Origin of the sequence: Salinimicrobium sp. TIG7-5_MAKvit (assembly GCF_049569215.1) — a bacterium.
In the GTDB taxonomy this organism is placed as follows: domain Bacteria; phylum Bacteroidota; class Bacteroidia; order Flavobacteriales; family Flavobacteriaceae; genus Salinimicrobium; species Salinimicrobium profundisediminis.
On sequence record NZ_CP145903.1, the window covers coordinates 3417853 to 3435802 of the forward strand.

Here is a 17950-nt window from a genome sequence, read left to right on the forward strand (position 1 = left end):
CATCATTTTATTCAATTTTGCTGCGTCTGCTTTGGTAAAGCATGTAATTTTGCAGAAACTTCACTTCTTTTGAATCTTTACAGGCAACTGCAGTCCTTTTTTACACTTTTGAAGACGGGCGAATTCTCTAAAGGAATCCGGTTTGCTGTTGCAGCTATCGTACCCTTACTGGTCACCTCTCAAATGGGGGAAATAAAAATAGGGATCGCCATGGCAGTTGGGGTGCTACTCACTTCTCCCAGTGACGTGCCGGGAAGTTTGAGGCGCCGGGTGATAGGTGTTTCTCTATCTATTGCTATTGCCGTAGCTGCCACCATTCTCACAGGCCTCTCTCTGGCATACCCTGTCTTTTTTATTGTTGTACTGGTATTGCAGATCTTTCATTACTCCATGATCTCGGTCTTTGGGTTCAGGGCTTCGCTCATTGCTTTTTCGGGATTATTTGCCGTAGTGTTAAGTATGACCCAGGTCACTGCGGAAGGAAGTATTCTCCTCCACGCATTTTGGATTGGGATTGGTGGTGTATGGTATCTTTTATTTTCGCTTTTCTTCCATTATTTGTTGCAGAGACGGGAAACAGATCAGCTTCTAAGGGATGTCTTTGAACTTACAGCTCAATACCTGGAGAAGCGTTCCCATCTTATGAGCGTTACAGATGAAAAGCGGGAGCAGGCTGAAAAAGAGCTTTTTGCATTGCAAACGTCCATTAATGAAAAGCACGAGATTATTCGGGAACTTGTTATAACCCGAAGAAAGAATTTTGGACGATCGGAAATGGTGAGAAAAAGGCTGCTCATCTTTATGGAGCTGGTTGATATTTTGGAACTGGGAATGGCACACCCGGTGAATTTTTCCAGGATGAGAGCCTTATTTGTTTCTCATGAAGATAAGATCCAACACATCCAGGAATGGAGCCTGGTAATGGCTGCTCATTTAAGGATTCTTGGGCAGACACCTCAAAACAAATTTCTAAACCTTGAAGAAGGTGAGTTATTAATTAAAAGAAGACAAGCCTGGAAAGCCTATAAAGAATTTGAGGCTTCGGCCAATAAATCAACTGATGCTGAAGCTTTACTCGTTTACCAAAACTTCCTGAATTTTAAGGAAAAACAGCATCAAAAATTACTTTCCTTAATGAGGCTTATGAAAGAGTGGAAAGGTGATGAAAAGCTAAAGCTTGGAAGGAAAGATGCTGCCAAATTTCTCACCACTCCAGATTATAACTTCAAAACGCTTCAGGATAATCTAGACTTCAAGTCTCCAATATTTCGACATTCCCTGCGGTTGACGGTTGTTATGGCCCTGGGTTATGTAATTGGGGAATTCTTTGCAGTACAAAACGCCTACTGGATCTTATTGACCACCCTGGTTATTATGCGCCCTGGCTATGCACTCACTCAGGAAAGGTTTAAACACAGGCTTTATGGTACCCTCATTGGCGGTGCTGTGGCTATTTCTCTGGTTTTCTTTATAAGAAATCAAACCGTCTACGCTATCCTTGCGGTAATATGCCTGGTGCTTGCCCATTCTATGATACAGCGCAATTACAAGACTGCAGCGGCATTTATTACGCTTAATGTAATTTTTGTCTACAGCCTTTTAAAACCAAATGTTCTTGAAGTAATTGAGTTTAGGGTACTGGATACAGTAGTGGGAGCTGGGCTGGCATTTTTGGGAGCTAAGTTTCTTTGGCCTACATGGGAGTATACACTTATTCAGAATTTTATAAGAGAAAGTATAAAGGCAAACCTTTCCTTTCTTAAAGAAGTAGAAGCTTTTTATAATCATAAGTCAGCCTTGCCTGCGTCTTATCGCCTCGCAAGAAAAAAAGCTTTTTTGGCGATGGGAGATTTAAATGCCGCTTTTCAACGCATGGCGCAGGAGCCAAAGACAGATAAAAAACATCTTGAGGAAATCTTCAGGATCGTATCACTCAACCAGGAGTTTCTTTCGGCTACAGTTTCTCTGGGTACTTTTATACGATCTCATCCCACTACAAAGGCTTCAGCTCATTTTGCCAACTATTTATCGGCTATCAAAGCTAATTTACAGGCTTCAGTAAAAAATGATGAGGCTCAAAAAGAAGATCTTTCAGAAGAGATTGACAGGGCAGCCACATTCTATGAAAATCTATACCAGGAGCTACTTGATCTTGAGAAAGATGAAAGCGTTGAGAAAGAAGGCGTACGTGAAAAATTACAGGAAGTTCATATTCTTACAGACAGGCTCAAATGGTTATTGGAGATGAGTGAAGGGCTTCAAAAAGCCAGGTGTGTGAAAACATAAAGCCACCTTTTTGAGGTGGCCTAAAAAAATACAAACATGTAATATAAAAGACTGGCTTATTTTTTGGTTTGCTGTCTTTCAGTTTTTTGAGTAGACTTTTCACTCTTTTTGTCCTGCTTCTCGTTCTGTTTTTTTTGATCTTGTGCCATGGTTAAAAGTTTTTGATTAATGTCTCTACTAAAAGTACAACACATCGAGATACAAAGTGTTAAGATGTGATTTTTTTAACCTTTCTTTTATAGTTAATTTTTTCATCAAAAAATCAGTAGTAAAGCTCTACCTGCATTGAGCAGCTATTTAGTAATTTTACAAATCAACTGAATTGTATGAACCACGAGGACATAATTAAGCAAATTACCGCTCAAAAGAAGAATACAAACCTAAGGTTCAGGATCAAGACTAAAGCTGAAGCTTTTACCCAAAATCTATTTTATACCTTGTTTGACAGGGATACTCCCGTAGAAGATAATCTGGATAAGCTGGCTGCCGATTTTAAGGAGCTGGGGGATTTGGTGTGTTGGGAGCCGGGTAAATCCTGTTCAGAAATATGGGAAGAGTACTGCAGTAGATTGCCCCATCTGCTTCAAAAGATTAATCTTGATGCTATTGCAATAGCAAACAACGATCCGGCAGCGAATTCTGTAGAAGAGGTGTACCTTTCTTATCCCGGTTTTTTTGCTATCGCAGTATATCGCCTTAGCCATGAGCTTTATAAAATGAATCTTCCGCTGGTGCCGCGATTAATGACAGAATGTGCACACAAATTAACAGGGACCGACATTAATCCCGGGGCGCAGATTGGCGATTCCTTTTTTATTGATCACGCCACAGGTGTGGTAATTGGGGAGACAACCATTATAAAAAACAATGTGAAAATTTACCAGGGGGTTACTTTGGGGGCTTTGTACGTAGAAAGAGAATTGCGCAATAAGAAACGGCATCCTACCATTGAAGACAACGTGACAATTTATGCCAATGCTACCATACTTGGTGGGGAGACGGTTATTGGCGCGAATAGTATCATTGGGGGGAATGCCTGGCTTACCCGTACAGTTCCGGCCAATTCATTTGTCACCCATGACCCGGTAATAAAAATTAAAAATCTTCAGAAATGAATCGAACAGTATTAGATCTTATAGGAAATACGCCTCTTGTGAAGGCACAAAAACTGGTTGAGAATCCTGCCGTAGAGCTGTATTTTAAACTCGAAGGGCAAAACCCGGGAGGTAGTGTGAAAGACCGCCCCGCCTATAATATGATCAAAAAAGCTCTGGAAAGGGGAGATATTACCCGTGAAACCAAATTGATTGAAGCTACCAGCGGAAATACCGGGATAGCCCTGGCAATGGTAGCCCGTTTACTGCAGCTGAACATTGAGCTGGTAATGCCCGAAAATTCTACTGCTGAAAGAGTGCAGACCATGAGAGCCTACGGGGCAAAGGTAATTCTTACAAGCGCCGAAGGAGGTATTGAAGGTTCGAGGGATTTTGCTGAAGCCAGGATGAAAGAAGGAAATTATTTTATGCTCAACCAGTTTGGAAACGATGACAACTGGCAGGCCCATTACGCCACCACAGGGCCCGAAATTTGGCGGGATACAAATAATAAGATTACACATTTTGTCTCTTCTATGGGGACTACAGGTACCATAATGGGAACATCTACCTTTTTAAAAGAACAGGATAAAAATGTGCAAATAGTAGGCGTACAACCCGGTGATGACGCCCGTATTCCCGGAATAAGAAAATGGCCTAAAGAATATTTACCTTCTATTTTTGACGAAAGCAAGGTAGATCGCGTTATGGAAGTAAATGAACAGGAAGCCAGGGCTATGACTGCAAGGCTTGCCGAGGAAGAAGGGATCTTTGCCGGAATGAGCAGCGGAGGTGCTGCTGCGGCTGCCGTGAAACTGTGTAGCGAACTTGAGAGTGGGGTAGTGGTAAGTATTGTTTGTGACCGAGGAGACCGCTACCTGTCTTCCGATCTTTTTGAAAAAAAATAAGAGACTGCCGGAAAACTATTATCTACGTTCGGGTTTAAGTTTTAAAATAAAACCTGAAGTGTCAAAAATGGCTTTTCGGCGTCTCTTTTTTAGTTCTTTATTCTTAGAATCCGGCGAGAGACAATTGGTCATTGTTCCTATTGATGCGGACTCTGCGAGTCTTGTCACCATCTTTAATTTTTATTCTATAGATCTCTTTAGTAATATCCCATCCTTTTGAAAATGCGGTATATTTTATGCCTTCTATCATAGCATCCCTGTGAAGTCTAAAGACCTCTAAACGCACATCCTGGGGCAGGGGTATGTTTTTAAATTTCTGATTAGATGAAATAAGGTCTCCAGTCTTGTTAAAAGAGGCTTTTAAAAACCCTTTTTTGCTTTTGAAAAAAACTTCAAAAGCATCATAATCTGCTTCTTCGTTATCTTTCAGGAACTTTTGTACATTAAACCTGGTTTTCATAAAAGCCAAAGGGTTTTGCTGAAATTCTCCCGACAATTTTTCGGGTAGTTCAATCGAACGCTGGTGGGACTCTTGATCTAGTGCCAATGATACCGGTTGGTATTCGATCTTTGTTTCCTCTAAAAGGATCTGTGAATTACCTGTGGCAATAAAACCAAAAAGGAACATTCCAATAATTAAATTTTTCATAGCTCATATATTTTGGATTAATATCTTATAAAAGTACTATGAGCAAATAGGATCAAATACTACCCAGGTAGCATATCGTGTTAAAGTATTAAGGAGCTGAAGCCCCGTTTTTATTAGCCTTCAGGAGAAGCAAATCTATATCTTTTATCTGAACTTTTTGCCGGCCAAGGCTTATGATTCCGTCATTTTTGAACTCCTGCAAATGTCGGTTTACTACTGCCCGGGTAGAACCAATTAAAATTGACCAGCTCTTCGTTAGAAAGATCATTGATCAACTCCAGTTCACGCGATTCTTTGTTTATGTTACTCAATATAAGCCTGGCTAACCTTGTAGAAATATCAACTAATGTGACGTTTGAGGCGTACTCTTCCAGAATTCTCATTTGATTACTCATATATGGTAGAAGGTTTTTGTTGACCCCGGGATGGTTCGATACCCATATTTTCATTCTTTCCATAGGAAGAGATAAAAGCACAACCCGGTCTATGGCTTCGTAATAAACGTTGTGTTCATATCCGTCAAGAAGGCAGAGAATATCAAAGGCATCAGTATTTCCCAGAAGAAAAAAGGTGAACTCCCTTCCAGTATTCTGCTCAATCTGGTAGACTTTTAACCTGCCCGATACCAGAAAGTGAAAATAATAGAAGGTCCTGTCTTTATTGATGTTACAGGTATGTTTTGGCCACACCACTTCCTCCATTTCAGAAAGAAGCTTCAAAAGGTCTTCCTGCGGAAGGTCTTTAAGTAATTTATTACCACGTAAAGACGCTATAAGCTTTATTTGTTTTCGTTTACTCCACATACATGATCCCGACTTAACAAAAACGAAAACCTGGGGCAGGAAAAGAATCCATTTGTAAAGATAACTCATTTAAAATGAGAAGATTGTTAAACGTAAAAAATTCTTTATCAGGATTTTTTGGTCTAAATTTTTGGATGAACCTTTATTTCAGCTATTTTTGCAAAATTGCAATTGAAAGAAAAAAATAGATGACGCAGGACACTTTCGGGATCGTTGAGAAAAAAATGGACAAGGAACTTTATGAGTACCAACAGGAGGATATCGATAAGATATTTAAGGTGCTCGAAGCTCATCCCGAACGCTACAACCTTCTTTACCAGCTTCCTACTGGTGGGGGCAAAACAGTAATATTTTCACAAATAGTAAGGGAATATATTCAGCGTACCAATAAAAAGGTGCTTATCCTTACCCATAGAATAGAGCTTTGTAAGCAAACTTCCCGAATGCTCACCGGTTTTGGGGTGCACAACAAGATCATTAATTCCAGCATCAAAGAGCTGCCAGACCAGGATGAATTCATGTGTTTTGTCGCCATGGTAGAAACTCTTAACAATCGCCTTAACGACGATAAAGTAGAGTTAGATAACCTGGGAATGGTGATTATTGACGAGGCTCATTACAATTCTTTTAGAAAGCTCTTTAAATTCTTTAATAAGTGTTTTATCCTTGGGGTTACAGCCACGCCTCTTAGCTCAAATATCAAGCTTCCCATGAAAGATAATTACCGGGAACTTATTGTGGGCGATTCTATAAGCAGCTTAATTTCTAAAGGATTTTTAGCAAAGGCCAATACCTATAGCTATGATGTAGGCCTGTCTACGCTTAAGGTTGGTATAAACGGTGATTATACCGTGAAATCTTCCGAAGAACTGTATTCTAATTTTAGCATGCAGGAGAAGCTTCTCGATGCTTATATGGAAAAATCTCAGGGCAAGAAGACCCTCATTTTTAATAACGGTATAAACACTTCAAAAGAGGTGTACGAGACTTTTCGCAATGCAGGTTATGATGTAAGGCATCTTGACAATACCACCAGCAAACAGGATAGAAAAGACATTTTACGCTGGTTCAGGAAAAAACCCGATGCTATTTTAACCTCGGTAAGTATACTTACAACCGGTTTTGATGAACCTTCGGTAGAATCGATTATTTTGAACCGGGCTACCAAATCTCTTACTCTTTACTACCAGATGATTGGTCGTGGCTCCCGTGTGCTACCCGGAAAAAGCGAATTCTCGGTTATAGATCTTGGAAACAATGCTGCACGCTTTGGCCTTTGGAGTGCCCCTATTGACTGGAAGCAAATTTTTAGATCTCCAGACTACTTCCTTGAAAACCTGGTAAGCGACGAAGAAATTGAGCAGAATTTTAGATATGAAATGCCAAAAGAACTTCGGAAGAAATTTGCAAACACTAAAGATGTTTCTTTTGATGTAGATGAAGAATACGACGATATTATTAAAAAAGGACTTAAATCTAAAACAGTTCTCGAGCGTTCTTTAGACCAGCATACTACCATGTGCGTAGAAAACAGTGAAGATGTTTTTGATGCCCGTCTTCTGGCTAAAGAGCTTGAAGAAGATATAGCCTACCGTATACGCAAGTACTCTTACTGTATAAGCAACAGCACCAAAAATTACCGCGACTGGCTTAGGGAAGATTATATGAGGAAGCTGCGACAAAAAATTAATCAGGCGACATTTTAATATTTCCAGGAAATTTCTCCTGAAACTAACATTTTAAAAGGGTGTCAAAAATGCTATTTTTTACACCCTTTTTTGGTAGGTATTTCAGTTGTTCTCTATGCTTCGGAAGGGATTGCCTTCTATTAGCAGAAAAAAATAATATTTGAAAATAGAGATCAATTCAAACCTCGTAATTCTACTTAATTATTCTTTTTAAACAGGCCTTTGATCTTACCAAACAGGCCTTCCTTTTTCTCTTTCTTCGCCTTTTTAGGTTTGTCTCCTTTGGTGAAAAGCCTTTCCAGGAAGTTATCTCTTTTTTGGGGTTCACAATTGAGCATCATTTGCACCGTAGAAGAAGGTGCTGCAAATTTTGCCTGGGTAATATCGCTGAATTCAGGCCTGGCATTCATCTTTTGCAGGAGTAGGGCAAAAGCCGGTAAAGCCGAATTTGCTCCCTGCCCTAAATAGGTAGACGGGAAGCCAATCCTTGCATCATCGGTACCTGCCCAGGTCACAGAGATCAGTTTTGGTGTGATCCCTACAAACCAGCCATCACGGTTATTTTGTGTGGTACCTGTTTTTCCGGCAATATCGTTGGGTAAATTATACTTGTATCTCAATCTTGAAGCCGTTCCCGAATTCACTGTGCCTTTCATCATTTCTATCATTACCTGTCTTGTGGTATTGGAGAAAGCAGGTTGTGCCGCAACCTGTGGTTCAAATGTGGCGATTTCATTGCCGTACTTATCCAGAATTTTGGTGAGGTAATAGGGTTTGGCCGCTTTCCCACGGTTCACATAACTAGAAAAAGAGCCGGCGAGCTCGGCGGCACTCATTTCGGCCGTTCCAAGAGCAATAGAAGGGTAGGCGGGAAGATCATCTGGGAACATCATCTTTTTGGCCTGGGTGAGCACATTTCCTAGTCCCACGTCAAAAAGCACTTTTACAGCAATAGTATTGATAGACTGCGCTAAAGCTGTAGCCATGGGATATTTGGTATAAGGATCTTCCTCCTCACTACCCGAATTGGAAGGAGTCCAGCCACCTTCATAGGTCACTTCCCTAACCGAATAGTAAGTGCAGGGGTCTATACCGGCTTCAACTGCTGCTGTGTAGACCACAGGCTTAAAAATAGAGCCAATTTGCCGCCTGCTTTGGGAGACGTGATCATATTTGAAATACTTGTGATTTATTCCTCCCACCCAGCTCTTTACTGCCCCGGTTGAAGGATCCAGGTTGATCATTCCCATGTTCAGGAATTTCATGTAATGCTGTAAACTATCGGCTATACTGGCTGAAAGTAATTTCTTCTGCCCCCAGTCAAACAATTCCATCTCGGTTTTGCGGTGCAGGGAATCCATGATTTTCTCCCGGCTCCAGCCGGCAGCAGCAAGGTTTTTATATTGTTTGCTGTTTTGAAGTGCTTCGTTTAAAATATCCTCTCTTTTCCAGGGTGCATTTTTGCCGTAGGCTTTCTCGAACTGCTGCTGCAGCGAAGTCATGTGTTCTTTCATGGCTTCTTCTGCCAGCTGCTGCATCTGGTAATCTATCGTGGTGTGAATCTGCAGGCCATCCCTGTAAAGGTTGTATGGTTCTCCCTTCTCATTTTCAAGAGTGTCAAGGATCTTACTGAGTTCTTTTTTTAACTGTGACCTGAAGTAAGGAGCCACCCCATCATTGTTACTGAAGTACTGGTAATCTAATTCCAGGGGTTTAACCCGGTTTTTCACATATTCTTCGGAAGGAAGGTAACCATACTTGTTCATTTGAGACAGCACCACATTTCTCCTTTCCAGGCTTCTTTCGGGAAAAAGCCGCGGATTGTAATAATGTGATGCTTTTAGCGTGCCCACCAGGGTTGCAGCTTCATCGAGTGTAAGGTCTTTTGTGCCGGAATTAAAGAATTTCATGGCCGCACTTTCTATTCCGTAGGTGTTGTCACTAAAGGGGACCGTATTAAAGTAAAGTTTGATGATCTCCTCTTTAGAATAAATATCTTCCAGCCGTTGTGCAATGATGGCTTCCCTCACTTTATTAACCACAATGCTAAGGTGGCCGTAATCTTTTCGGCCAAAAAGGTTTTTTGCAAGTTGTAAAGTGATGGTACTACCGCCTCCCGAAGATTCATCGCCCATGAGAATGGTTTTGAAAAATACACGGAGAAGGCTGCGATTGTCAATTCCCGAATGCTCATAAAACCTTACATCTTCGGTCGCAATAAGAGCATCTATTAGATGTTGAGGTAGATCTTCATAGAGCACCGGCTGCCTGTCAAAAATGTAATATTTCCCCAGTAGTTTTCCTTCCGAAGAAAAAACTTCTGTGGCTTCATTCTGGTTGAGGTTCCGCAGTTCTTCAGTATCGGGCAACTTTCCCCACCAACCACAGTAAATACTCAGGAAAAAGAAGCCAAAAAGGGCGATAAATGTTAGTGAGATCCCTAACACCCATTTTTTTACAGGCGTCAATTGCAGGTTTTTCAAAATCATAGGTTAAATGTCTGTCAAATAAACGAAGACTTACAAAAAAAAGTCCTCAAGTTTAAAAAACTTTAGGAAATGAGATTTCCTAAAACCCTGCTAATGTTTTTCAAGGAAAGATTAAAATCTTTCTACCCGAGTATTAATTTTTCTACTTTTAAACAATGAAAAGAATGGGACATAATAAAACGGTATTCCTTATTACCACTGGTCTTTTGCTATTATCGGCAGCTTTTATATTCACTTATGAGAAAGAGGTCGAAGAATACCAGGCCAATATTTCTAAAGATATTACCATAGACCAAACCTGGGAGTTGCCACCTCAACTGGCTGAAGTTTCGGGTATTGCATATTTAGGTTCAAATAAAATTGCCTGTGTGCAGGATGAAAAAGGAAGCATCTTTATTTATAACCTCGATGACTCAACGATTGAAAAGGAAATTGAATTTACAGCAAATGGGGATTTTGAAGGCATAGCGATAAAAGAAAATACGGCGTATGTGCTCGAAGCTAACGGAAAAATTTTCGAGGTAGAAGATTTTATGGATTCAGCACAGGTGAAAACCTTCGATACGTTTTTTACTGAAGAAAATGATATGGAAGGATTATTCTATGATGAAGCTGAAGACAGGCTTTTGCTTGCCGTAAAAGTTCTTGACCCCAATTCTGAAGATCAAAAAGGTATTTATGCCGCCCGGTTACCTTCTATGGAAGTGAATGAAACGCCGGTGTTCACCCTGACTTTTGAGGAGGAGATCTTCAACGAAATTAGAGAAGAGAAAAGAGGAGAATCATTTTTTCCTTCCGAAGTTGCAATACATCCCAAAACCGGAGAAATTTTTATTCTTGAAGCCCGGGAGCCGAGGTTATTAATTTTAGATGCTTCGGGAACTCCCAAAGAATTCCACCTGCTCGATCAAAAAGCATTTCCGCAGCCCGAAGGCCTTGCTTTTGACAGTTCAGGGAATTTGTATATCTCCAGTGAAGGTGAACCGGGAACCATTCACCGTGTAACCATAACATCTAAATAATTTATGCCCGATCCTGTTGAAACCCCTTCTGTAAAGCAGAGTAAAGCCCCTTTATATATTTCCCTTGCGATTGTTGTGGCACTTGTACTAAGTTATTTCTTTATACCGCAGGTGCAGGAATTTCTAAATAACGGCTGGGATGTGCTTACCAGTGGCGATAAGCAGCGTACGCGGCAGTGGGTCTCTCAATTCGGTTGGTTTGGGCCGGTGGTAATTATCATAACCATGGTCCTGCAAATGTTCCTGTTGGTAATTCCTACCCCTCTGCTCATGGTAGTGACCGTACTGGCTTACGGGCCATGGGCAGGAGCTGCAATCTTGTTTGTAGCTGTTTTCCTGGCTTCCAGCATCGGTTATTTTATTGGTCGCTACTTTGGGCCTGTGATCGTGGAGAAACTGGTGGGGCATAAAACTGAAAAAAAGATATCAGATTTTATTGACGATTACGGCTTCTGGACGGTAATTGTTGTTCGGCTTAGTCCTTTCCTCTCTAACGATGCCATTAGTTTTGTAGGCGGAGTCTTAAGAATGGGGTACTGGAAATTCATTGGCGCCACCATGCTGGGTATATCACCCCTCATTGTCTTTATTGCTTATTTGGGAGGAGATTATGAGCGTCTCAAAACGGGTCTTATCTGGACGTCTATAATAAGTCTTGTTCTGTTTATAGCCTTTGTTTATTGGGATAAAAAGGTGAGAAAGTCAAAGGCTTAAGATCTTTTTACCTCTCAAAAATGGCATTTTTGAAGATGTTTTTTTCTGAAGTTATTTTAGTATTTCCTGTATCCCTTCTTCTGCTTAAGTCAGCTTTAAAACTACCTGTTTTCAGAATTATTTGAATGTTTCTCTTTTCGAGATTCCTTTTTTAAAAAAAAAAAACTGCCTGAAATGGCCTTTTTGGGTATTAAAAAGGGTAAATCTCAGGCAGTTTTTGTTCCGTAGTACTTTTTTACTTCGTCTGCAGACTTTGAGCTACGGCCTGTACTTGGTCAAGTACCCGCAGTAAGTTCTCGCCCCAAAGTTTAGCAATATCTTCTTTGGTATAGCCTCTTTTGACTAACTCGAGAGTCACATTTAAAGATTGAGAGGCATCACTCCAGCCTTCAATTCCGCCGCCGCCATCAAAATCTGAACTAATCCCCACATGGTCTATCCCAATTTTCTCTACCAGGTAATCTACGTGGTCTACAAAATCTACTATGCCTACCAGTGGAACTTTTTCTTTTAATTTCTTGATTTTTGGTTCGGCCAGTTTTCTCACTTTTCTGAAATCTTCATAGTAGGCACTGCGTTTTTCCTCTTCCATTTGCCATACTTCAGTACGGGGCAGGAGCTTAAAACCTACTTTTTTACCTACTTCAGCATAAACCTTATTCACCGCATCATCATAGGCATTGTTCTTTTCGGTATTGAGATAAGCGTCAAAAGCTACTGTTTGAATCACCCCGCCGTTCTCCTTTAACCACTGCAGCTGCTCATCATCAAGGTTTCGGCTGTGGTTGCACAAACCTCTTGCCGAAGAATGTGAAGCAATTATAGGGGCTTTAGACAGCTCGATCATTTGGCGCATAGATTCTTTAGAAGGGTGTGAAACGTCTATCATCATGCCCAGGCGGTTCATCTCCTTTACAACTTCTTTCCCCAAATCACTTAGCCCCCCGTGGAGCCACTCATTATTAGCTTCGCCGGTGTTTGAATCACAAAGCTGGCTGTGCCCGTTATGAGATAAAGACATATAGCGCGCGCCCAGATCATAAAATTTCTCAACATTGTCAAGGTCTGTTCCAATAGGGTAGCCATTTTCAACGCCAATCATCGCCACTTTCTTTCCCTGTGCAACCAATTGGCGAACTTCGGCACTGGTGGTGGCCAGGCCCATCTGGTTTGGAGCTATATCTTCTACAAGCCGGTGAATGGCCTCAAATTTTGAGAGCGCTTGTTTATGCGCCGTCTCGTAACCTGCAGCATTGAGTTCTTCCTGCCCGGTATAGACAATCAACCAGGTGACATCAACCCCTCCTTTTTCCATTTTTGGCAGGTTAACCTGGGTGTCAAGATCCTGGGTGTAGTTTGTTTCGGCAGTAAAATTATTTACATTAATATCGTTGTGGGTGTCTATCGTAATCACTTCATGGTGGATCTCCTGAGCCTTTTTTAAAAGGTCATCATCAGTAGATTGTGCACTTGCAGCAAAGGCAGCGAAAAATACAAGCAGGTATTTTTTTGAGAACATAAAAATTTGGATTTAGTTTGAATGGCTCAAAATACTAATTTATTTTTTCTTGTGATTTGGGAAGCTTTAGGAGATGGAACAGTACTGAATCTAAATTTCATAAAGCGCAGTATTCCAAAGTTTTGAAGATCTTGATGCAGGTTTTTCCTTATTGATTCGGATATTTATTTTGTTATTTATACCTTGTTAAAAATTTAACAGGTATTACTGAGTCCGAAGTAACACCTTAAAAGTGCAGGTCATGAAAATTAGATATTGCAAAAGCGTCATCAGGAACAATTACGGGTACGGCCTTACCATGATTGGGTTAGGTTTTTTTGCTGTTTACATCAATAGCAGTTCAGTATTTAGCTATTTATGGATCTTTTTGGGGATTCTTCAGGCAGGTACTTCTTATTACCGCCAAAAATATCAATACCTCACCATACGCGAAGACCGGCTTATAAGGCACACTATTATCCCTAAGAGCATTGCTTTATCAGATATCAAAAGGGTGAGGCGGTATATGGATAGCTATAAAATTGAAACTCATAACGAATCAATGCGCATTGAGAAACATTTTATAGAAACTGAATCCTTACAAAAGCTCAATCTTTTTCTGAAAGATCTAAACCCAAAGGTTTCTCCGCATCTTAGGTAGTGTTCGTTGGTTTATCACTTCGGAAATTTTTTTTCCTTCTGAAGATTTCTTCTGAAGTTGAAACAGTTATTTCTGAAGTTTTTCCTGAATATAACAGCGCCAAAAGCGGAATTCGAGCCTACTGAAGTATTTCAGAAAACTACCGGCTGAAAAATCTGAGTAAACTATCCAAAAATGACAAAAATCCCTTCTGTTTTTTCATGAGACCTGTTTCCTTATATGAAACTGAGAGGCTTTATCTAAGGCCTGCCGGGAGAGAAGATGCCGCTTTTATTTACGAGCTTCTCAACACCCCAAAATGGCTTGAACACATTGGAGATCGCAATATTACCAGTATTGCAAAAGCAGAAGAATACATCGTTGAAAAAATGCTACCGCAGCTCGAAAAACTGGGTTTTACCAATAACGTTGTGATTCGCAAAGCCGATGGGGCAAAGTTGGGATCTTGCGGCCTCAATGCCAGGAACGGCTTTAGTGATCTCGATATAGGTTTTGCCTTTTTACCTCAATATGAGCAACAGGGCTATGGATTTGAAGCTGCATCGTGCCTCTTAAGGTTTGCAAAGGCAGAAATCCCTCAATTTAAAATCACCGGTATAACTTCTAAACAAAACTTCCCTTCTCAAAAGCTGCTGGAAAAACTGGGAATGCAGTGTGCTGAAGAAATAAGCTTTCCAGGAGAAGAGGAAAAGGTATTGCTGTTTCGCCTGCCGTAATTGGTTGCAAGGAATTTTTCACCTCTCTACATCAGGCTTTTTTCTTATTTTTAACACATCAATTTAACGGCTTTTACCCCATAAAGTTCCCGGGGGAATTTCCCGGTATTAATAAATTCAAACATGAAAAACTTATTTATCCTTCTATTGTTTATAGCCTTCGGCTTTAGCGCTAACGCCCAGGTAATGACCCCCGAGAAGCTGTGGTCTATTGATCGCGTATCGGGCGTGGGATTGACAGAGGATGGCAAAAGTGTCATTTTCAGGACCCGATCTTATGATCTGGTTGAAAACCAAGGCACTTCAGAAACTTTTGTAATCCCGCTAAAAGGAGGAGAGCCGTTTGCCGTCAAAAATATCGACAGCATTTACAGCGACGGAAAAACTTCACCTACAAGGGAATGGAAGATCATTCCGAAGCAAGTGGAAGTGGAGCCTGTTACAGGAGAAGATTTCTACCCCGATCTAAAAAAATCTGACGTATATATTTATGACGACCTCAATTATCGGCATTGGGATACCTGGGAAGATGGGCATTACAGCCATTTATTCCTTCACAATACTTCAACCCAGGCAGAGATCGATATCATGGAAGGCGAACCTCACGATACTCCTTTGCAACCTTTTGGAGGGCCCGAAGATTATATCTGGAACAATGATGGCACCAGGGTGTACTACGTCTCTAAGAAGCTTAAAGGAAAGGAGTATGCCGTTAGCACAAATACCGACATCTATGTCTATGATATAGCTACAGGAACTACCGAAAATCTTACTTCAGAAAATAAAGGTTACGACACTCAGCCGGCGTTTTCCAAAAATGGTGTTCTGGCCTGGCTGCAAATGGACGAACCCGGATATGAAGCCGATAAGAATGACATTATCGTGTTGAGAGACGGCCGCAAAATAAATATTACCCAGCAGTGGGACGGAACAGTGAATAGTTTTTCGTGGAGTAATGATGGCAAAAAGATCTATTTTCTCGCACCTGTAAAAGGTACCCAGCAGCTTTTTGAAATTGATCCATTCTCCAAAAAAACTTCTGAAGTTAAGCAGATCACGCAAGGTCAGTTTGATCTTACGGGAATGATAGGGCAATCGGGAAATACCCTGGTAGTCACCAGGACCGACATGAACCATGCAGCCGAAATTTATACGGTTAATCTCAAAACAGGAGACCTTACCCAGCTTACCCACGTGAACGATGAGTTCTATGACGGAATAAAAATGAGTAGGGTTGAAAAGCGGATGGTTCCCACTACCGATGGGAAGGACATGCTTACCTGGGTGATCTATCCTCCCGACTTTGATCCTAATAAAAAGTACCCGACCCTTCTTTACCTGCAGGGCGGCCCACAATCGGCTTTGTCGCAGTTCTATTCCTTTAGGTGGAACTTCCAGTTAATGGCTGCAAACGGATATATCGTGGTAGCACCAAACCGCAGGGGGATGCCCGGCCATGGCGTAGCGTGGAATGAACAAATAAGCGGCGACTGGGGCGGACAAAATATTCAGGATTATTTATCGGCTATTGATGCCGTAAGCAAAGAAGAATATGTAGATAAAGACCGACTGGGTGCTGTAGGTGCAAGCTACGGTGGCTATTCTGTATTTTTTCTTGCAGGAATGCATGAAGGCCGATTTAAAAGCTTTATTGCCCACGACGGAATTTTCAATACCCGCAGCATGTATGGTACTACAGAAGAACTTTTCTTTGTGAATAAAGATATGGGTGGCGCTTACTGGCAAGACCCGGCTCCCAAAGCCTATACCGATTTTAATCCTGTGAATTTTGTACAAAAATGGGATACGCCCATCATGATCATACAGGGCGGAAAAGATTTTCGCGTTCCCATAGGGCAGGGTTTGGAAGCTTTCCAGGCAGCACAGCTACGTGGAATTAAAAGTAAACTGTTGTATTTTCCTATGGAAAACCACTGGATCTTAAATCCGCAAAACGCGATTGTATGGCAGATGGAATTTTTCAAATGGCTTGAAGAAACATTGAAATAAAAGTAAACAACTGAGCGCTAATACTTTTACGGAGAAGTTTTAGCGCTCAGTCAAATCGATTATTTTTAAAAGTTTTAACTTATTTATAAGAAACTTCAATACTTTTGCCTCCCGCAATAAATTACACATTATGAAAGCAAGAACCTGTCCTAACTGTGGTTACAAGTATTCTTTTTGGCTGCACCTTAAAAAGCACTTTTTTCAGAATGTGTTTTCCCCCTGGGAATGTAGAAATTGTGGAGCAGAACTAATTGTAGATGCCCGCAGGAGAATTTTACTTGCCGTTGTGGGAATTTTGCCCGCAGCAGCCCTACCAATCCTTACCGATTTTTTCATGGGATATTACCTGGGCCGCACGGTAAGCATCACTGTTTCGGTGGTACTCGTTTTCATTTGGGCTACCTTTATTTTCAGCCTTGATCACTTTTACCTTGCCGAAGCCGGGCCTGTAAATGGTGATAAAAAGAAGGGTGAATAACATTTTTGAGAGATAGAATATGCCTAGAAGGAGGCATGGCCATTTCCTCTAATTTCATCAGTATTAAACCCCTAAAAAGAGCACTCCCACTATGGAATATTTAACCCTGGCCCGTGTACTTCACGTCCTGGCAGTTGTTGTATGGATAGGTGGAGTTTCAATGGTCACTACCGTTATCATTCCGGCGGTAAAGAGAATGAGTTCCAGGGAAGAACAGATGGAAACCTTTGAAAAGATTGAAGGGCGATTTTCGCTACAGGCAAAAATCACCACCCTGGTCACAGCAATTACAGGTTTCTATATGCTGCACCTTTACGGCTGGGAAAGACTGCTTGATCTCCGGTTCTGGTGGATTCACGCAATGATCCTGGTATGGATCATTTTCACGGTGATCCTCTTTATTCTTGAACCTTTCTTTTTACACAGGCTATTCAGGAAATACGCTGCAGAAGATCCCGAAAAAGCCTTTAGGATTATTCACCGTGCCCACTGGGTTTTACTTGTGTTAAGCCTTATTACCATTTTTGGAGCGGTGGCAGGCAGTCACGGCTGGTATTTTGTCTAGTAACTTTTTCTGAAATTTCTTCGGAATTTTTCCGTGAAGTGATCTTCTGTGGTCTCAAAAATGGCATTTATAAAGTTCATTTCTTAAATCTCTGTGTTTATTATTTCTGAAAATGCTTTTTTCAAAACTGAAATAATAACTTCTGAAGTTAAATGCTTCCGGATGAGATAAATCTATTTTTTCAAGCAAAAATTGAGTCGAATTTTTTAATAAACTGAAGCTTCTTACTGTCAAAACCTTTCCGAAGTAGCTTTTAGTACTTCCTTTTCAATTTTTCTTTCCGGCCAATTCCCTTCGTTTAGTGCCAGATTATAATCTGCCTCAAAAATGCTATTTTTGAGCAGGCTTAAGCCGTTACTTAACCTAATA

The 17950-nt window shown here is 40.9% G+C and carries 16 protein-coding genes; 11 read left to right on the forward strand and 5 right to left on the reverse strand.

Features of this window, described 5'->3' with window-relative positions:
• Positions 1-69: 69 nt before the first annotated feature.
• The 3 genes from V5739_RS15390 to cysM all read left to right on the forward strand — a co-directional run bounded on the left by V5739_RS15390 (position 70) and on the right by cysM (position 4288).
• Entirely contained in the window at positions 70-2286 is a 2217-nt protein-coding gene (locus V5739_RS15390; protein ID WP_423818895.1) for an FUSC family membrane protein, read from the forward strand.
• A 326-nt stretch (positions 2287-2612) separates the two neighbouring features.
• Positions 2613-3401 carry a serine O-acetyltransferase EpsC gene (gene epsC, locus V5739_RS15395; protein ID WP_423818896.1) on the forward strand — a complete coding sequence of 263 codons (789 nt, stop codon included), beginning with the start codon at positions 2613-2615 and terminating at the stop codon, positions 3399-3401.
• Positions 3398-4288, forward strand: coding sequence for a cysteine synthase CysM (gene cysM, locus V5739_RS15400; protein ID WP_423818897.1), 891 nt, complete (start codon positions 3398-3400; stop codon positions 4286-4288). Before epsC ends, cysM begins: the two co-directional genes overlap by 4 nt.
• 103 nt (positions 4289-4391) lie before the next feature.
• Here the strand turns inward: cysM and V5739_RS15405 are convergent, their stop codons facing one another.
• The 3 genes from V5739_RS15405 to V5739_RS15415 form a co-directional block, all read right to left on the reverse strand.
• Positions 4392-4937, reverse strand: coding sequence for a hypothetical protein (locus tag V5739_RS15405; RefSeq protein ID WP_423818898.1), 546 nt, complete (start codon positions 4935-4937; stop codon positions 4392-4394).
• An 88-nt stretch (positions 4938-5025) separates the two neighbouring features.
• Positions 5026-5205: a helix-turn-helix domain-containing protein gene (locus V5739_RS15410; protein WP_423818899.1), complete on the reverse strand. Its 180-nt coding sequence runs from the start codon at positions 5203-5205 to the stop codon at positions 5026-5028.
• The gene (locus V5739_RS15415; RefSeq protein ID WP_423818900.1) at positions 5120-5809 is read right to left on the reverse strand and encodes a Crp/Fnr family transcriptional regulator; all 690 of its coding nucleotides are present in this window, start codon (positions 5807-5809) and stop codon (positions 5120-5122) included. Before V5739_RS15415 ends, V5739_RS15410 begins: the two co-directional genes overlap by 86 nt.
• A 119-nt stretch (positions 5810-5928) precedes the next feature.
• On the opposite strand from V5739_RS15415, the gene V5739_RS15420 reads away from it, so the two are divergent.
• Positions 5929-7446 (forward strand): DEAD/DEAH box helicase, encoded by a 1518-nt coding sequence (locus tag V5739_RS15420; RefSeq protein WP_423818901.1) that lies wholly within the window; start codon positions 5929-5931, stop codon positions 7444-7446.
• Positions 7447-7625: 179 nt separating this feature from the next.
• Here V5739_RS15420 and V5739_RS15425 read toward each other — a convergent pair whose 3' ends face one another.
• A complete protein-coding gene (locus V5739_RS15425; RefSeq protein WP_423818902.1) occupies positions 7626-9917 on the reverse strand; it encodes a transglycosylase domain-containing protein in 2292 nt (763 codons plus the stop codon).
• Positions 9918-10081: 164 nt separating this feature from the next.
• On the opposite strand from V5739_RS15425, the gene V5739_RS15430 reads away from it, so the two are divergent.
• Complete coding sequence (locus V5739_RS15430) at positions 10082-10939, forward strand: SdiA-regulated domain-containing protein (protein ID WP_423818903.1); 858 nt, start codon at positions 10082-10084, stop codon at positions 10937-10939.
• A gap of 3 nt (positions 10940-10942) precedes the next feature.
• Positions 10943-11653 carry a TVP38/TMEM64 family protein gene (locus tag V5739_RS15435; RefSeq protein WP_423818904.1) on the forward strand — a complete coding sequence of 237 codons (711 nt, stop codon included), beginning with the start codon at positions 10943-10945 and terminating at the stop codon, positions 11651-11653.
• 235 nt (positions 11654-11888) lie between these two features.
• On the opposite strand, the gene V5739_RS15440 is transcribed toward V5739_RS15435, so the two are convergent.
• Positions 11889-13172 (reverse strand): dipeptidase, encoded by a 1284-nt coding sequence (locus V5739_RS15440; RefSeq protein ID WP_423818905.1) that lies wholly within the window; start codon positions 13170-13172, stop codon positions 11889-11891.
• A gap of 241 nt (positions 13173-13413) precedes the next feature.
• Here V5739_RS15440 and V5739_RS15445 point away from each other — a divergent pair, with 241 nt between their 5' ends.
• The 5 genes from V5739_RS15445 (at position 13414) to V5739_RS15465 (ending at position 17581) form a co-directional block, all read left to right on the forward strand.
• Positions 13414-13812, forward strand: a complete 399-nt coding sequence (locus tag V5739_RS15445) for a hypothetical protein (RefSeq protein ID WP_266068593.1) — start codon at positions 13414-13416, stop codon at positions 13810-13812.
• 200 nt (positions 13813-14012) lie between these two features.
• Entirely contained in the window at positions 14013-14528 is a 516-nt protein-coding gene (locus V5739_RS15450; RefSeq protein WP_423818906.1) for a GNAT family N-acetyltransferase, read from the forward strand.
• Between the two features lie 123 nt (positions 14529-14651).
• On the forward strand, positions 14652-16538 hold the full coding sequence (locus tag V5739_RS15455; protein ID WP_423818907.1) for a S9 family peptidase: 1887 nt from the start codon (positions 14652-14654) through the stop codon (positions 16536-16538).
• A gap of 130 nt (positions 16539-16668) precedes the next feature.
• A complete protein-coding gene (locus tag V5739_RS15460) occupies positions 16669-17016 on the forward strand; it encodes a hypothetical protein (protein WP_423818908.1) in 348 nt (115 codons plus the stop codon).
• Positions 17017-17107: 91 nt separating this feature from the next.
• Positions 17108-17581 (forward strand): hypothetical protein, encoded by a 474-nt coding sequence (locus V5739_RS15465; protein WP_423818909.1) that lies wholly within the window; start codon positions 17108-17110, stop codon positions 17579-17581.
• The last annotated feature ends 369 nt before the right edge of the window (positions 17582-17950 follow it).